Here is a 14,742-nt window from a genome sequence, read left to right on the forward strand (position 1 = left end):
GGGAGCCTCCCGTGCATCGCCGCGCCTCCGCCTTCATCGTCGGTCCCAATGATGGTCCCGGCGCCGCGCTGACCGATCTGGCGCGCTCGATCGGCTTTGCCAGCACGCTCGCCTACACCACCATTGCCGCCGCCGAAGCCCAGGCGCAGCAGACGCCGCTGATCTTCTTCCTGTTCGCAGCGGTCGACGACGTAGCCACGCTGAAGCCGGCAGCCGATGCGATCCGCTTTTCGCCCAGCCGGCGCATCCGCTTCTCGCCGCTGGTCTATTTCGCCGAAAGCCCGCAGGCCGAGGCGATCCGCGATTGCACTGCGATGGGGTTCGACGACGTCATTACCCTACCCTTCACACCCAAACGCGTGCTGACCCGGCTGAGCCGGCTGATCGACCGCACGCAGGTCTATCACGAGACGGCGAGCTATCTCGGGCCCGAGCGCAATGCACTTGCCGCCGACCGGCAGGTGCGGCGGCTCGAGATCTTCCGCAGCGCAGTGAGCGGCGTCAGCGTCATGCGCGACGAGATGCGGGCCGGATAGTCGCACCATCGCGCCCGCCCTTGTCGGTTTGAACCGATTTAATTAAGGTCGCGCGCCTTTCCTGAGTGGGTTTCCCGGAACATGAGATTCGGTCTCGAACTGCCGCCGCAGCAACGCGTCTATGGCGGCTTTTTCATCTACTCGTTCTGCATGGGGAGCCTGCCGCCCCGCCTGCCCGATATCCAGCACGCCATGGGCATTGAGGAAGGTGCGCTGGGCTTCGGCCTGATCGGCGCCGCGGTCGGCACGCTGATCTCCCTGAGCGTCGCAGGGCCGTGGCTGGAAAAGTTCGGGTATCGCCGTTCGATCCTGACGCTGATCCCGCTGCTGTCGCTGTGCTACGCGCTCGCGAGCTTCGCCACCGGGCCGCTGATGTTCTTCCTCTTGCTCCTGCCGGTTGGCCTCGTCATCGGCGGCATCGAGATCATCCTCAATCTCGAGGCGGATCGGACCGAGCACCAGATCGGTCGGCGCATCATGAACCGCGCGCATGCGTTCTGGAGTTTTGGCTTCTTTTCGGCCGGACTGGTCTCTGCCGCCGTGGCGCAGACCGGGCTCGAGGTGCACCTCCACCTCCTGCTGATGGTGCCGGTGGTGATCGTCGGCGTGGCTCTGCTGCTCGGCCGCTTCGATCCGGCGCCGCACCGCACCGGGGCCTCGGTCGATGAAACCAAGGGCTTTGCCACGCCGACCCTGCCGATCATGATCCTCGTCATCGTCACGCTGTCGGCCATGATCATGGAAGGCGCCGGGATCGACTGGTCGGCGATCTACATGCGGGACGAGTTCCAGGTCTCGCCCTTCCTCGCCGGCTTCGCGGTAGCGCTGGGCGCCTTCACCCAGGCCGTGACGCGTTTCTTCGCGGACAGTTTCGTGGAGCGCTATAGCCCGACGGTTGTTTCGCGTGTGCTGCTCTCGATCCTGCTGGTCGGCGCACTGCTGATCTTCTTCGCCACGGCGGACTGGATGGCGCTCGTCGGCTTCGCTCTTGCCGGCGTCGGCACCTCGGCGATCTTCCCGCTTGCGATGTCGGCGGCCGCGCAACGCACCGATCGGCCGGCCGCGACCAATGTCGCATCGCTGGCGCAGACCAGCTTCGTTGCCTTCCTGCTCGGCCCCCCGCTATTGGGCTATATCGCTGAGCATTTCGGCATCCGCTGGGCCTTCGGTATCGGTATTCCACTGGTTATCCTGAGCCTCATTTTCGCCGATGCGCTCGGCAAGAAGCCCATTCCGCACGAAGTCGACTGACCATGACCATTCCTGCCCACGTCCGCATCTATTCTGTGTTCTTCCTGTTTGCGCTGGCGCTGGGCGGACTGTTGTCGCGCATGGCCGATCTGCAGCACCAACTCGGGGTCACAGAGTCCGAACTCGGACTGACGCTGATCGGCATGGCGATCGGGTCGTTGATCTCGCTGACGATTGCGAGCCCGATCATCAACCGGGTGGGGGCGCGCTGGACCGCCATTGTCACCGTGTTCGGTACGGCGACGCTTTACGCGCTGGTGCCATGGTTGCCCAATGCGCAGGCGGTATTCGGGGCTCTGTTCGTTGCCGGCTTCCTCGCGGGGGCGCTGGAGATCAACGTCAACATCGAGACCGATAAGCTCGAGGCCCTGCTTGGCCGCCGCATCATGAACCGGGCGCATGGCATGTGGAGCCTGGGCTTTTTCGTCACCGCGCTCATCGGCGCCGGCATGCGCCATTTCGAGGTCTCTATCCAGGCTCATACCGGCATCATGTTGGCATTCGTGCTGATCATCGGCTTGGTCACTATTTCCGGCATGACGACGGCCCCGGAACGCCCCGACGCGCATGAAGGCGAACATCCGACCTTCGCCGTGCCGACCTGGGGGCTCCTGCCGCTCTGCATGATCGGTATCGCTGCCTTCCTCGTCGAGGGCGCGGGCGTCGACTGGTCGACGATCTACATGCGCGACGTGTTCGACGCCGAGCCGTTCGTCGGCGGATTGGGACTGACGCTCTTCACCTTCTTCATGGCAATGACCCGCCTGTTCATCGATCCGTTCGTGGATGGGCTCGGGCCGCGCCGCGTCGCGGGTACGCTGCTCGTCGTTTCGGCGGTGGGCGTCCTGTTGGTCGGCTTCGCTCCAGCCGACTGGGTGGCGCTGACAGGCTTTGCCCTGCTCGGCATGGGCTGCAGCGCCGTCTACCCGCTGGCAGTGTCGGCGGCGGCGCAGCGCACCGACCGGCCGGCGGCGGTGAATGTCGCGGCGATCGGACAGGTGACGTTCATCGTGTTCTTCCTCGCGCCGCCGCTGCTCGGCTTCGTGGCGCAGTATCTGGGCATCCGCAACTCCTACCTGATCTGCCTGCCGGTGATCCTTGTCGGCCTGCTCGCCATCCCGGCGCTCACGGGCACATCCAAGGCCAAGGGCGTGCCGAGCGTGCCGGAACCGCTGACGCCCAATGGCTGAGCTGCCACCCATCGTCGACCTGCGGCAGTCGCCGACGGCGCTGAAGGTTCAACGCGGGGTGATGCGGTTTCTGCGGCAGGCGCATGATTTCTGCTGTTTTGCCGAGGTGCCGCTGGCCAACGGCCGGCGCGCCGACGTGCTGGGACTGGGTCCGAAGGGCGAGATCTGGATCGTAGAGATCAAGTCGTCGCTGATCGACTTCCAGGTCGATCGCAAGTGGCCGTTCTACAAGGAATTCTGCGACCGCTACTTCTTCGCCAAGCCGCCCGAGCTCGATCCGGATATCTTTCCGGCCGACGAGGGGCTGATGGTAGGCGATGGGCACGACGCCGCGATCCTGCGCATGGGAGCGGAAGACCCGCTGCCGCCGGCGCGGCGCAAGGCGATGATGCTGAAGCTGGCGCGCTTGGGTGCGGACCGTATCCACACGCTGATGGATCCGGAGGGAGGGAATTTTCCGTGAGGGAAGCGCTTGGGCGCCCCTCACCCCCGGCCCTCTCCCCAGAGGGGCGAGGGGGCGGTGTGGCACTGCCCGTGGTCTTGCGTCCCCTCGCCCCTCTGGGGAGAGGGTTAGGGTGAGGGGCAGCCAAGCGAACCGAAGCCGGAGGAATTACTCCCCGCTCGGTTCCCCATGCAGCACCGGGGCTGCCCCGGCTTGCGTTTTCAGCGGTAGCGGCGGGGCGACCGGGCCGGTCGAACTCAGCGTCGCCTTGAGGGCGTCCATAATGGCGACGCGGCGCTTGTCATCCGTCGCCGTCTGCAGCTGATTGCTGAGGTCGATGATGAAGCTCGCATAGGCATTATGCCAGTCCGAGGTGACCTGGGTGAGATCGACGCGACGCTCGGCCGGCTTCTCGACCCCCACGATACCCTCGGCGCGCAGCTCGAAGGCATCATCGAGCAGCGGGGCGATCACCTGGTCGCTGGCGAGGCCATCGTCATGCATCAGCGCGGCGCGTAGCGCCGCCCGCTCCTCGTCCTCGCCATGGGTGAGGAAGATTGCGCCATGCGCCGGCAGGCGCTTGGTGACCCAGTCGACCAGCTCGGAGTGATCGGCATGGGCGGAATAGCTGCCGAGGCTGCGCACCCGGGCGCGGACCGGCACGAGCTCGGAATGGATGCGCACCTCCCTCGCGCCGGACTGGATGATCTGGCCCAGCGTGCCGGGCGCCTGGTAGCCGACGAACAGCACCGTGGCGTTGGCGCGCGGCAGGTTGTTGCGCAGGTGGTGCTTGATGCGGCCCGCATCGGCCATGCCGGAGGCCGACATGATGATGGCGCCGCCGCGGATCGAGTTGATCGCCTTGCTCTCGTCGACCGCCTCGACGATGCGAAAGCGGGAATCGTTGAACAGCTCATCGGCGCCAAGCTCGACGTCGTCGAACATCGAGGCGTACTTGCGATAGACGCCGGTGACCTTGGAGGCCAGCGGGCTATCGAGGAAGACGAGGCTGGGGCTGATCTCGCCGGTCTTGATGAGGAGGCCGATGTCGTGCAACAGCTCCTGGCTGCGCTCGACAGCGAAGGTAGGGATGACGAGGTTGCCGCCGCGGCCGAGCGCGTCGTTGATCTCCGTCTTCAGCGCCTCACGCCGGGCTTGCAGCGTGTAGTCCTCGCGCTCCCGGCCGCCATAGGTGGATTCGGAGAGGATGTAATCGTAGCCCGAGGGGGCATCAGGGCCCTCGTAGAACACCTTCTGCTCGGGCCCGAGATCGCCCGAGAACAGGATGCGGATGGCCTTGCCGTCGCCATTGTCGACCTCGACCTCGATCGAGGCCGAACCGAGGATATGGCCGGCATTCCAGTAGCGGGCGCGCACGCCTGGACCCGGCTCGATCCACTCCTCGTATTTCACGGGCTTGCGGTGCTTCAGCGCCTCGGCGGCATCCTCCATGGTGTAGAGCGGCTGGAACGGCTCCTCGGCGCGGCGGCTGCGCTTTCTGGTTTCGCGCTCGGCTTCGCTCTCCTGGATGCCGGCAGCATCGGGCAGCAGATATTCGAGCAGGCCGCCGGTCGGCTCGGTCATCCACATGGGCTTGCGGTAACCGAGCTTGGCAAGGCGCGGCAGCAGCCCGGCATGGTCGATATGAGCGTGCGTCAGCAGCAGGAAGTCGATCGCTTTGGGATCGAAGGGAAACGGCTTGTAGTTGAGGTCGCGAACCGTCTTGTTGCCCTGGAACATGCCGCAATCGACGAGGAACTGGCCCCGCGGATGGACGACGCGATAGCACGAGCCGGTCACAGTGCCCGCCGCACCATGGAAATGCAGGGTGACGCTCATCGGTGTGCTCCGTGTCCGTTTGCGACGCTTATCCAAACTCGGTGTCATTCCGGCGAAGGCAGGAATCCACCCTGAGATGCCGCTATCCGTCTTGAGTGAAGAGACCTCAGGCTGGGCCCCGGCATCCGGGGGGTGACCCCGTTGGTTGGGACAGTCTCGATGTTACTTCGGGGCGCGCTTGGCGAGGATACGTTGCAGGGTGCGTCGGTGCATGTTGAGCCGGCGCGCCGTCTCGGAGACGTTGCGATCGCACAACTCGTAGACGCGTTGGATATGCTCCCAGCGCACCCGGTCGGCCGACATGGGGTTTTCGGGCGGGGCCGGCGCCTTGTCGCCGTTGGCGAGGAGGGCGTTGATCACGTCCTCGGCGTCGGCGGGCTTTGACAGGTAATCCACCGCGCCGAGCTTCACCGCGGTCACCGCCGTGGCGATGTTGCCGTAGCCCGTGAGGACCACAGCGCGGGCATCTTCGCGCTTCTGGTGGAGGGCCGCGACGACATCAAGGCCGTTGCCGTCCTCGAGGCGGAGATCGACGACGGCATAGGCCGGCGGCGACTCGGAGACCGCGGCGAGGCCGCCCGCCACTGTATCGGCGATGCGGACATCGAACCCGCGCTTCTGCATGGCCCGCTCCAGGCGGGTCAGGAAGGTCTTGTCATCATCGACCAGCAGCAGGCTGCGATCGGCCGCAAGAAGTTCATCGACTGTGCTCATCGGCGCCTGATGTAGGTGCTTTCAAGCGAAAGGTCAAAACTTGGGCAGTTCAGGCGGCCTTGGTCACCGGTAACGGTTGCGTCAGAATCTCGTAGATCTCACGCGCATCGCTCGAGCGGCGCAGCCGGGCGACGACGGTATCGGTGCGCAGGATGCGGGCGATGCGCGCCAGCGCCTTCAGATGGTCGGCGCCGGCGCCGATCGGCGCGAGCAGCATAACCACGAGATCGACGGGCTGATCGTCCACAGCCTCGAAATCGATGGGAGGATCGAGCCGGGCGAACACGGCCGCCACACCGGGCAGCCCAACGAACTTGCCATGCGGAATGGCGATGCCGTTGCCAAGCCCGGTGGAGCCCAGCATCTCACGCGCATTCACGGCTTCGTAGATGGTCGATATGTCGTGACCGGTCACCTTGGCGGCGCATTCGGAAAGCTTTTTCAGGACCTCTGCCTTAGACTTGAGTCCTGCGCAAACAATCACGGCCTCCTCGGAGAGGATATCAGCCAATTCCATCAAGACGTTCCTATCGTGGAAGCGGAGAGGACGCGTTGCGCCACAACCTCAGTTTGGCTTGAGGGCCGGATCAATCCAGCCAATATTACCGTCCGCGCGGCGGTAGACCACATTTAGGCCACCATGTCCAGCATGGCGGAATACGACCACTTCTGCCTGGGTCAGATCAAGCTGCATGACGGCTTCACCCACAGACATCTGGCGCAGGCTGGAGGTCGTCTCGGCCACCACGGGCGGCGAGTAGTCTTCCTGCAGCTCGTCCTCGTCGTCGGGCGCCTGCAGCACATAGGCGGACGCTTCCTCGTCGACGCCGTTCGGGTGCTTGCGGTGGGCCTTGAGCTTGCGGTTGTAGCGGCGCAGGCGCTTCTCGATGGTGTTCGCCATGATCTCATAGGCCGAGATCGGATCGCCACCATAGGCGCTCGACTGCAGCATGGCGCCGGAATCGAGGTGCACCATGCACTGCGCGGCAAAGCCCGATCCTTCGGGCTCGAGCGTCAGGTGGCCGCTGTAGTTGCCGTCAAAATACTTCTTCACGACAGCGTCGAAATGCCCTTCGGCCTTGGACCGCAGGGCCTCGCCGACATCCATGTTCTTTCCAGAAACACGCAGAGTCATGGAAGTCCTCTTCTCGTTGGTGATTCCGGCCGGAGCGGCCTCACCCTGAGATGTGATCCCTCCCCGGCGCGAATGGGAGTCTAGACCGACCCCGCGCGGGGGGCAATGCGGGGGAGCATGCGTTGGTTGCGGCATATGGACGAAAGGCAGAGCCCGGTCCGGCGGGCTCAGGAAAGCCCTTAGCGGGCGGCCACCAGCGCCCGCTTGGCGCGCCGGCGGATCACCGAGGAAGGGATGTTCATGCCCTCGCGATATTTTGCCACGGTTCGGCGGGCGACCTCGATGCCTTTTTCCTTCTGCAGCATCTCGGCAATGGTGTCGTCGGAGAGAATATCCTCCGGGCGCTCGGCATCGATGATCTGCTTGATACGATGACGCACAGCCTCGGCCGAGTGGTCGCCCTCGCCGGTCGAGGAACCGAGCGCGGTGGTGAAGAAGTATTTCATCTCGAACAGGCCGCGCGGGGTCGAGACATATTTGTTCGAGGTGACGCGGCTGACCGTCGACTCGTGCATCTCGATGGCGTCGGCGACCAGCTTCAGGGTCATCGGCCGGAGGTGAGTGATGCCGTGATGCAGGAAGCCATCCTGCTGCTTCACGATTTCGGCGGTGACCTTGAGGATGGTCTGGGCCCGTTGGTCGAGACTCTTGGCCAGCCAGTTGGCGGTCGCCAGGCAATCGGTGAGGAAGGCCTTCTCGGCCACATCGCGGGTCTTGCGGGTGACCGACGCATAATAGGTGCGGTTGACCAGCACCTGGGGCAGCACCTCGGCATTGAGCTCGATCTGCCATTCGCCGCCAGCCCCGGGACGCACGAACACATCGGGCACGACGGCCTCGACCGGGCCGGCCTCGAAGGCGCGCCCAGGCCTGGGGTCGAGCTGCTTCAGCTCCACCAGCATATCGGCGAGATCCTCACGATCGACGCCGACGGCGCGCAGCAGGGCGGGCATATCATGGCTGGCGACAAGCTCGAGGTTGTCGAGCAATCGGAGCATCAGCGGATCAAGCCGGTCGCGCTCTCGCAGTTGGAGGGCGAGACATTCGCGCACATCGCGGGCAAATACGCCAATCGGATCGCAGGTCTGTAGCTTTTCCAGCACGGCCTCGACCGTTTCGAGCGGCGCGCCGAGCTGTTCGGCCACGATCTCGAGCTCGACGGCGAGATAGCCGGCCTCGTTGAGGCTGTCGGTCAGGAACTGCGCGATCAGCCGCTCGGCCGGATCGGACATGATGAGGCCGGCCTGGGCGGCGAGGTGATCGGCCAGCGTGGGGCGGGCAGCGACGAACTGGTCGATGTCGGGGGCCTCGCCCTCCCCCGAACCGGAACGTTCGGTCCAGGGCTGGGCCTCGGCCTGCCGGTCGGCAGTCGCGGTATCGGGGAAGACGTTCTCCGCTTCAGTGTCGTAGCCGTTGGCGATCGAATCCTCCGACTGGACGCGATCGGCATAATCGACGGTATCCTCGGCAGCATTGAGCTCGGTCGGGCGCTCGGGCAGCTCGCTGGAATCGGTCTCGGTCGGCTCCCCGTCCTCGCGCTCGAGCAGCGGGTTGCGCAGTAGCTCGGCTTCGATGAAGGCGCTGAGCTCGAGGTGCGACAGCTGCAGCAGCCGGATCGACTGCATCAGCTGCGGGGTGAGCGTCAGGCTCTGGCCCTGGCGAACCTCAAGCCGTGGCGTCAAGGCCATTCCGTCTTACCCCGCGGCATTCAAATCAAAGGCTTTCCCGGGGCGACCATGCCTCATCACGGCCGCGAGGGCAAGAAGCGTGCCAGTCGCAGGGAGCGCATGCCTAGGTCGATAAATTCAGGCCGGAGCGCCGTCGGCGTCCTCGTCGAAGCCGTTGTTGACGAGGGTAGTGATGGCGTCGAGCGCCTCGCGCGCCTGCTTGCCCGTCGCCTGGACGAGGATGGTCGAGCCGGGGCCGGCGCCCAGCATCATCAGGCCCATGATGGAGTTGCCGTTCACGGCCTGGCCGTCGCGCACGACCTTGATCTCGGCATCGAAGCACTCAGCAGTACGCACGAAACGCGCCGAGGCGCGGGCATGCAGGCCCTTGCGATTGACGATGGTCAATTGCTGCGCGAGGGCCCGATCCGAACTTGCTGCTGTATCCATCGGCCGAACATGCCGGAAATCCAGCCAATCGCCAAGTGTGACGTGAGGCCCAACGGGGCGTCAGCCGCCAAGCGTTTCGCTGGCGACGTTGATATACTTGCGGCCCGCTTCGGCGGCTGCGGTGACCGCCTTCTTGATCTCGAGATCGGCGCGGACGCGGGCAAGCTTCACCAGCATGGGCAGGTTCACGCCGGCGATCACTTCGACGCTGCGCTGCTGCATGATGGAAATAGCGAGGTTCGACGGGGTGCCGCCGAACATGTCGGTGAGGATGACGACACCCTGCCCCTGCTCGGCGCGCTCGACGGCGTTGAGAATATCGTCGCGGCGCTGTTCCATGTCGTCATCGGGACCAATAGCGACGGTCTCGATACCCTCCTGTGGGCCGACGACATGCTCCAGGGCGGACTTGAATTCGACGGCGAGGGCCCCGTGGGTCACCAGAACCATACCGATCATGCAATATCCCCGGAGTGGTCCTGCAGGTGCTGGCCGGACAGAAACCCGGCAGCCAGTGGGAGTCTTGCCCCATGGGCGGGGTGATTCAAGTGATTTTTTGTCGCGTCCCGAGCCGTGGTGAACCCAGAGCGTTAACAGCCTCGTTGACGAGCAGGCACTGATGCCGTGCGTCGATGATTCCTGCCCGGGGAACAGGGGCCCGGGCCAGGTGGACGCCGAACAGCTCGGCGGCGAACTGGTCCGGCTCGGGCATGCGCACGAGTTCGTCAACGAGATCAACAACGAGGTGAAGCGGCGCGAATGCGGTGTGGGCACGCTGGACGATACCGCGGCCGCGGAGCTCGATGAGGCCGGCAATGTTAGGGGCCGGCGACATGATGAGGCCGCCGTCGCGCTCCGCCAACTCCACGCGATCGTCGGAGACGAGACTCGCGATCTCGCCACGGCTCTGCCAGCGGTCGAGCAGATCGAGCGCCAGCACGGATTTGCCGCTGCCCGAGGGTCCGCGGATGATGAGGCCAACGGTACCGAGCACGAGTCCGGTGGCGTGGACGTTGTGGCTCACCGCCGCTTCTCGGCGACGGCGCGGCGCAGTTTGACGGTGAACAGCGCGCCGCTTCGATCGGTGCGGTTCTCGGCCTGCACCGTTCCGCCGTGGGCTTCGACGATCTGCTTGGAAATGGCGAGGCCGAGGCCGGAATGGTCGCCAAAGTGCTCGCCGTCGGGGCGATCGGTATAGAAGCGCTGGAAGATGCGGGTGATGTCGCCGCGGATGCCCGGCCCCTCGTCGGAAACCGTGATGGTGATGGTGTCTTCGTCGCTGCGCACCATGACCTGCACCTTACCGCCCTCGGGCGAGAAGGACACGGCGTTGTCGATGAGGTTGTTGATCACCTGCGCCAGCCGGCTGTCGTGGCCGAGAGTAACCGGCACATAGCGGCTGATGTGCTTTTCGAACGCCACGTCGACCTTGCGCGAGGCGGCGACATCGCGCTGGATCGAGGCCATTGTCTCAGCGAGCTGGGCGATGTCGACACGCTCGGCGCTCTGCCGGGCCAGCTCGGCATCGAGCCGGCTGGCGTTCGAAATATCCGAGATCAGCCGGTCGAGCCGGCGGACGTCGTGCTGGATGATGGCATTCAGCCGTTCGCGATCCTCGGCGCGGCGGGCACGCGGCAGGGTTTCGACGGCGGAGCGCAGCGAGGTCAGCGGGTTCTTGAGCTCATGCGCCACGTCGGCGGCGAAGCGCTCGATGGCTTCGATGCGGCCGTAGAGCGCGGAAGTCATCGAGCGCAGGGCCTTGCTGAGATGGCCGACCTCGTCGGTGCGCTGCGGGAATTCCGGGATTTCGGCACGGCTGGTGATGGTCGACTGCACCTTTTCGGCGGCACTCGCCAACCGGCGTAGCGGACCGGCAATGGTGCCGGCAAGCAGCAGCGACAGGACGATCTGCACGGCGGCGGCGACCAGCGCGATGCGGAGGATCCCCCAGCGCTCGGACGACGCGATCTGGTCGATGTCGCCGGGCTGGGTGGAGAGCAGCAGCACACCGACATTGGCACGCACGCGCTGCACCGGCACGGCGACCGAGACAACGAGCTGGCGTTTGCTGTCGACGCGCACGATGGCGCTGGACGAGCCGGCCAGCGCGGCGGCGACCTCGGGGTAGCGGGTGCCTTCGTCGGCGCCATACTCCTGGTACTGCGGGTAGCTGTCGCCCGGCAGCAGGTCGGCGATGGCGTTCCACCAGTCGAAGAGGAAGAAGCTGCCATTGTCCTGCGGGCGGGTGATCTGCCGCAGCACCTCGCCACGCGCATAGAGATTGGCGCTGTCGAGGATGAGCAGCCCGCCCTGATCGTAGATGCGGGCCCGGGTGCGGGTCGGAGTGACGAGGTTGCGCAGCAGCGGTGCCACCCGCTCGGGATTGATCGGGAATTCGAGGCTGGGATCGAAAAAGCTCAGCGGCGAGATGGCGTTGTCACCCTGCAGCTCAAGCAGCCGGTCCGGGTTCACGGTGATCACATCGCTGTCGACCGTGGCCGACGCGGCAATGGCGGCGGCGATGATCTCACCCTGGACGCGCAGGCTCTGCACGCGCGCCTCGATCAGGCCGGTGCGCCACTGGTTGAGGAACAGGATGCCGATGACCAGCACGGCGAGGCCGATCAGGTTCAGCACCAGGATGCGGCGGGCGAGGCTCGAGAAGATGGTCAGCGCCAGGAGGCGCTGGATCTGCTTGACGGCCGTGAGGACGAAGTGGCCAACGGCGCCGGCCACTTGATTAGCCTTCGACATGGCACTGGCCTCCGCGGACGCGGGTGCGGAACCCGGCGGATCCTGTTCGGTGACGGCCAAAGTTCGAGCCCCTTATTGCTCCTTGAAGCGGTAGCCTACGCCGTACAGCGTTTCGATCATCTCGAAATCGTCGTCAACCGCTTTGAATTTCTTGCGCAGCCGCTTGATGTGGCTGTCGATGGTACGGTCGTCGACATAGACCTGGTCGTCGTAGGCCGCATCCATCAGTGCGTTGCGCGACTTCACCACGCCGGGACGGAGCGCGAGGGCCTGCAGGATCAGGAACTCGGTGACGGTGAGTGTGACGCGCTGGCCCTTCCAGGTGCAGGTATGCCGCTCCTCGTCCATCACCAGCGCGCCGCGCTCGATCAGCGCCTTGCTCGGGGTGGCCTCCGAACCCGGCGAGCCAGGCGCGGCACTCGGATCGCGCGGGGCGGCGCGGCGGAGCACCGACTTGACGCGCTCGACCAGCAGGCGCTGGCTGAACGGCTTGGTGATGAAGTCGTCGGCGCCCATCTTCAAACCGAACAGCTCGTCGATCTCCTCATCCTTACTGGTGAGGAAGATCACCGGCACGTCGGACTTCTGGCGCAGGCGGCGGAGCAGTTCCATGCCGTCCATGCGCGGCATCTTGATATCAAGGATGGCAAGATCCGGCCGGTCGGAGGTCAGCCCTTCGAGGCCGGAGGCCCCGTCGGTATAGGTGGCGACAGTATAGCCTTCCGCCTCCAGCGTCAGGGACACGGAGGTGAGAATGTTACGGTCGTCGTCCACCAGAGCGATCTTGGGCATTGGGCTCCCTTTCGAGGTTTCGGCCGGCAAATCAACGCGTGCCCAGCCGAATTGCGGCGGACATTGACTGCCACAATTGCGCATAAATAAGGCGCGCGGCCCATCAACGCTAGTATGGCAAGCCCCACCGAAGTTGCAGAACTTCCGAATTAAGCCGGATTTCGGGATGTTCCAGCCAACATAACGCGACCTAACGTCCGGCCATTCCGACTAGGGGTAATGGCCATGGGTCACGAGATTCACAACCAGCTGGCACGCCGGATCGCCAAATCGGCGCGCGTGCAGTGGGACGAACTGCTGCCCACGCTGGTGGAGACGGCGCTGCGCGATGGCGAGGGCCGGCTCGCCGCCGGCGGCGCATTGGCGGTGACGACCGGGGTGTTCACCGGCCGCTCGGTGAAGGACAAGTTCATCGTCCGGGACACGACGACCGAGCATCGGGTGTGGTGGGACAACAACCAGCCACTGGCGCCGGAGCATTTCGAGCTGCTGCTCGAGGACATGCTGGCGACGCTCGACGGCAGAGCGCTGCATGGCCAGCACCTCCTCGCCGGGGCTGATCCACGCGAGCAGATGAAAATCGCGGTGCTGACCGAGACGGCCTGGCACGCGCTGTTCATCCGCAACCTGCTGATCCGGCCGATGGAGATCGAGGCGGCGGATGCCGATGTCACCATCCTGCATCTGCCGAGCTTTGCGGCCGACCCGACGCGGCACGGGACGCGGACCGGCACGGTGATCGCGCTCGACATGGCGCGCAAACTCGTTTTGATCGGCGGCACCGCCTATGCCGGCGAGATCAAGAAGTCGGTGTTCTCGCTGTTCAACTACCACGCGCCGCTGAACGCCACGATGCCGATGCACTGCTCGGCGAATATCGGTCGCGACGGCGATGTGGCGCTGTTCTTCGGGCTCTCAGGTACCGGCAAGACGACGCTGTCGAACGATCCGGAGCGCCTGCTGATCGGCGACGACGAGCATGGCTGGACGGCGGATGGCGTGTTCAACCTCGAGGGCGGCTGCTACGCCAAGACCGTGAACCTGTCGGCCAAAGCGGAGCCGCAGATCTTTGCGGCGACACAACGCTTCGGCACCGTGCTCGAGAATCTCAAGCTCGATGAGGGGCTAGTGCCGCTCTACGACGACATCTCGCTGACCGAGAATACCCGCGCCGCCTATCCGCTCGAAACGCTGCCGGCGGTGGCCGAAGGCGGGGTCGGCGGACGCCCACGAACCGTGGTGTTTCTGACCGCCGATGCGTTCGGCGTGCTGCCGCCGATCGCGAGGCTCACGCCGGAACAGGCGGTGTTCCATTTCCTTTCGGGTTACACGGCCAAGGTGGCGGGTACCGAGCGGGGGATCACCGAGCCGGTCGCGACCTTCTCGGCTTGCTTCGGGGCGCCGTTCATGCCGCTGCATCCGACGGTCTATGGCCGGCTGCTGGAGGAGCGATTGAGCTCGACCGGCGCGCGCATCTACCTGCTCAACACCGGCTGGACCGGCGGCGCGTACGGTGTGGGCAAGCGCATCGACATCGCCACGACGCGCCGGCTGCTGGATGCGGCTTTGTCGGGCGAGCTCGAACAGGGCGAGATGCGGACCGAACCACTGTTCGGCATGGCTGTGCCGCTACGCGTCGAAGGGGTTGCACCACGCACGCTCGACCCGCGGGCGAGCTGGGCCGATGCTGCGGCGTATGACGCGGCGGCGAGCAAGCTGCAGGAGATGTTCGCGCAGAACTATCGCAGGTTCGACGCGGTGCCTGCGGCGGCGGAGTAGATGGGCTGGGCGGCTTCGGTGCGTCGCTGAAGCAGACAACCCCCTTCCGGCCTCCCCCACAAGGGGGAGGTGAAGAGTCGGGGCTTTGCTTCGATCGTGCAGGTGAACCGGCAGGCTCCCCTCCCCCTTGCGGGGAGGGGGTGGGGGTCTATCGGTGATCACCGCACCACCCCCACCCTCGATCCCTCCCCGC

General features: G+C 65.4%; 15 protein-coding genes. 5 read left to right on the forward strand and 10 right to left on the reverse strand.

All coding sequences use genetic code 11. The features are described 5' to 3' along the window. The first annotated feature begins 11 nt into the window (after positions 1-11). The 4 genes from AC3A6I_RS17525 (at position 12) to AC3A6I_RS17540 (ending at position 3,440) form a co-directional block, all read left to right on the forward strand. Positions 12-536, forward strand: a complete 525-nt coding sequence (locus AC3A6I_RS17525) for a hypothetical protein (RefSeq protein ID WP_487545148.1) — start codon at positions 12-14, stop codon at positions 534-536. 81 nt (positions 537-617) lie between these two features. Continuing rightward, positions 618-1,787: an MFS transporter gene (locus tag AC3A6I_RS17530; RefSeq protein WP_487545149.1), complete on the forward strand. Its 1,170-nt coding sequence runs from the start codon at positions 618-620 to the stop codon at positions 1,785-1,787. 2 nt (positions 1,788-1,789) lie between these two features. After that, a complete protein-coding gene (locus AC3A6I_RS17535; RefSeq protein WP_487545150.1) occupies positions 1,790-2,977 on the forward strand; it encodes an MFS transporter in 1,188 nt (395 codons plus the stop codon). Continuing rightward, positions 2,970-3,440, forward strand: a complete 471-nt coding sequence (locus tag AC3A6I_RS17540) for an MmcB family DNA repair protein (RefSeq protein WP_487545151.1) — start codon at positions 2,970-2,972, stop codon at positions 3,438-3,440. The genes AC3A6I_RS17535 and AC3A6I_RS17540 overlap by 8 nt, the downstream gene beginning before the upstream one ends. A gap of 147 nt (positions 3,441-3,587) precedes the next feature. Here the strand turns inward: AC3A6I_RS17540 and AC3A6I_RS17545 are convergent, their stop codons facing one another. The 10 genes from AC3A6I_RS17545 to AC3A6I_RS17590 all read right to left on the reverse strand — a co-directional run bounded on the left by AC3A6I_RS17545 (position 3,588) and on the right by AC3A6I_RS17590 (position 12,770). Beyond that, positions 3,588-5,258: an MBL fold metallo-hydrolase RNA specificity domain-containing protein gene (locus AC3A6I_RS17545; protein ID WP_487545152.1), complete on the reverse strand. Its 1,671-nt coding sequence runs from the start codon at positions 5,256-5,258 to the stop codon at positions 3,588-3,590. A gap of 162 nt (positions 5,259-5,420) precedes the next feature. Beyond that, positions 5,421-5,972 carry an ActR/PrrA/RegA family redox response regulator transcription factor gene (locus AC3A6I_RS17550; protein ID WP_487545153.1) on the reverse strand — a complete coding sequence of 184 codons (552 nt, stop codon included), beginning with the start codon at positions 5,970-5,972 and terminating at the stop codon, positions 5,421-5,423. 49 nt (positions 5,973-6,021) lie between these two features. Beyond that, positions 6,022-6,489: a PTS sugar transporter subunit IIA gene (locus AC3A6I_RS17555; RefSeq protein ID WP_487545154.1), complete on the reverse strand. Its 468-nt coding sequence runs from the start codon at positions 6,487-6,489 to the stop codon at positions 6,022-6,024. Positions 6,490-6,537: 48 nt separating this feature from the next. Then, entirely contained in the window at positions 6,538-7,107 is a 570-nt protein-coding gene (locus AC3A6I_RS17560) for a ribosome hibernation promotion factor (RefSeq protein ID WP_487545155.1), read from the reverse strand. 179 nt (positions 7,108-7,286) lie between these two features. Further along, entirely contained in the window at positions 7,287-8,795 is a 1,509-nt protein-coding gene (gene rpoN, locus AC3A6I_RS17565) for an RNA polymerase factor sigma-54 (protein WP_487545156.1), read from the reverse strand. A 117-nt stretch (positions 8,796-8,912) separates the two neighbouring features. Then, positions 8,913-9,224, reverse strand: coding sequence for an HPr family phosphocarrier protein (locus tag AC3A6I_RS17570; RefSeq protein ID WP_487545157.1), 312 nt, complete (start codon positions 9,222-9,224; stop codon positions 8,913-8,915). Between the two features lie 60 nt (positions 9,225-9,284). Beyond that, positions 9,285-9,683, reverse strand: coding sequence for a PTS sugar transporter subunit IIA (locus AC3A6I_RS17575; protein WP_487545158.1), 399 nt, complete (start codon positions 9,681-9,683; stop codon positions 9,285-9,287). Positions 9,684-9,768: 85 nt separating this feature from the next. Next, positions 9,769-10,248, reverse strand: a complete 480-nt coding sequence (locus tag AC3A6I_RS17580) for an HPr kinase/phosphorylase (protein ID WP_487545159.1) — start codon at positions 10,246-10,248, stop codon at positions 9,769-9,771. Further along, entirely contained in the window at positions 10,245-11,978 is a 1,734-nt protein-coding gene (locus tag AC3A6I_RS17585) for a stimulus-sensing domain-containing protein (protein WP_487545160.1), read from the reverse strand. The genes AC3A6I_RS17580 and AC3A6I_RS17585 overlap by 4 nt, the downstream gene beginning before the upstream one ends. Before the next feature lie 72 nt (positions 11,979-12,050). Next, complete coding sequence (locus AC3A6I_RS17590; protein WP_487545161.1) at positions 12,051-12,770, reverse strand: response regulator transcription factor; 720 nt, start codon at positions 12,768-12,770, stop codon at positions 12,051-12,053. Positions 12,771-12,989: 219 nt separating this feature from the next. On the opposite strand from AC3A6I_RS17590, the gene pckA reads away from it, so the two are divergent. Next, positions 12,990-14,549, forward strand: coding sequence for a phosphoenolpyruvate carboxykinase (ATP) (gene pckA / locus AC3A6I_RS17595; RefSeq protein WP_487545162.1), 1,560 nt, complete (start codon positions 12,990-12,992; stop codon positions 14,547-14,549). Positions 14,550-14,742: the final 193 nt, after the last annotated feature.

The organism is Devosia sp. Soil_C_22 (assembly GCF_057657195.1).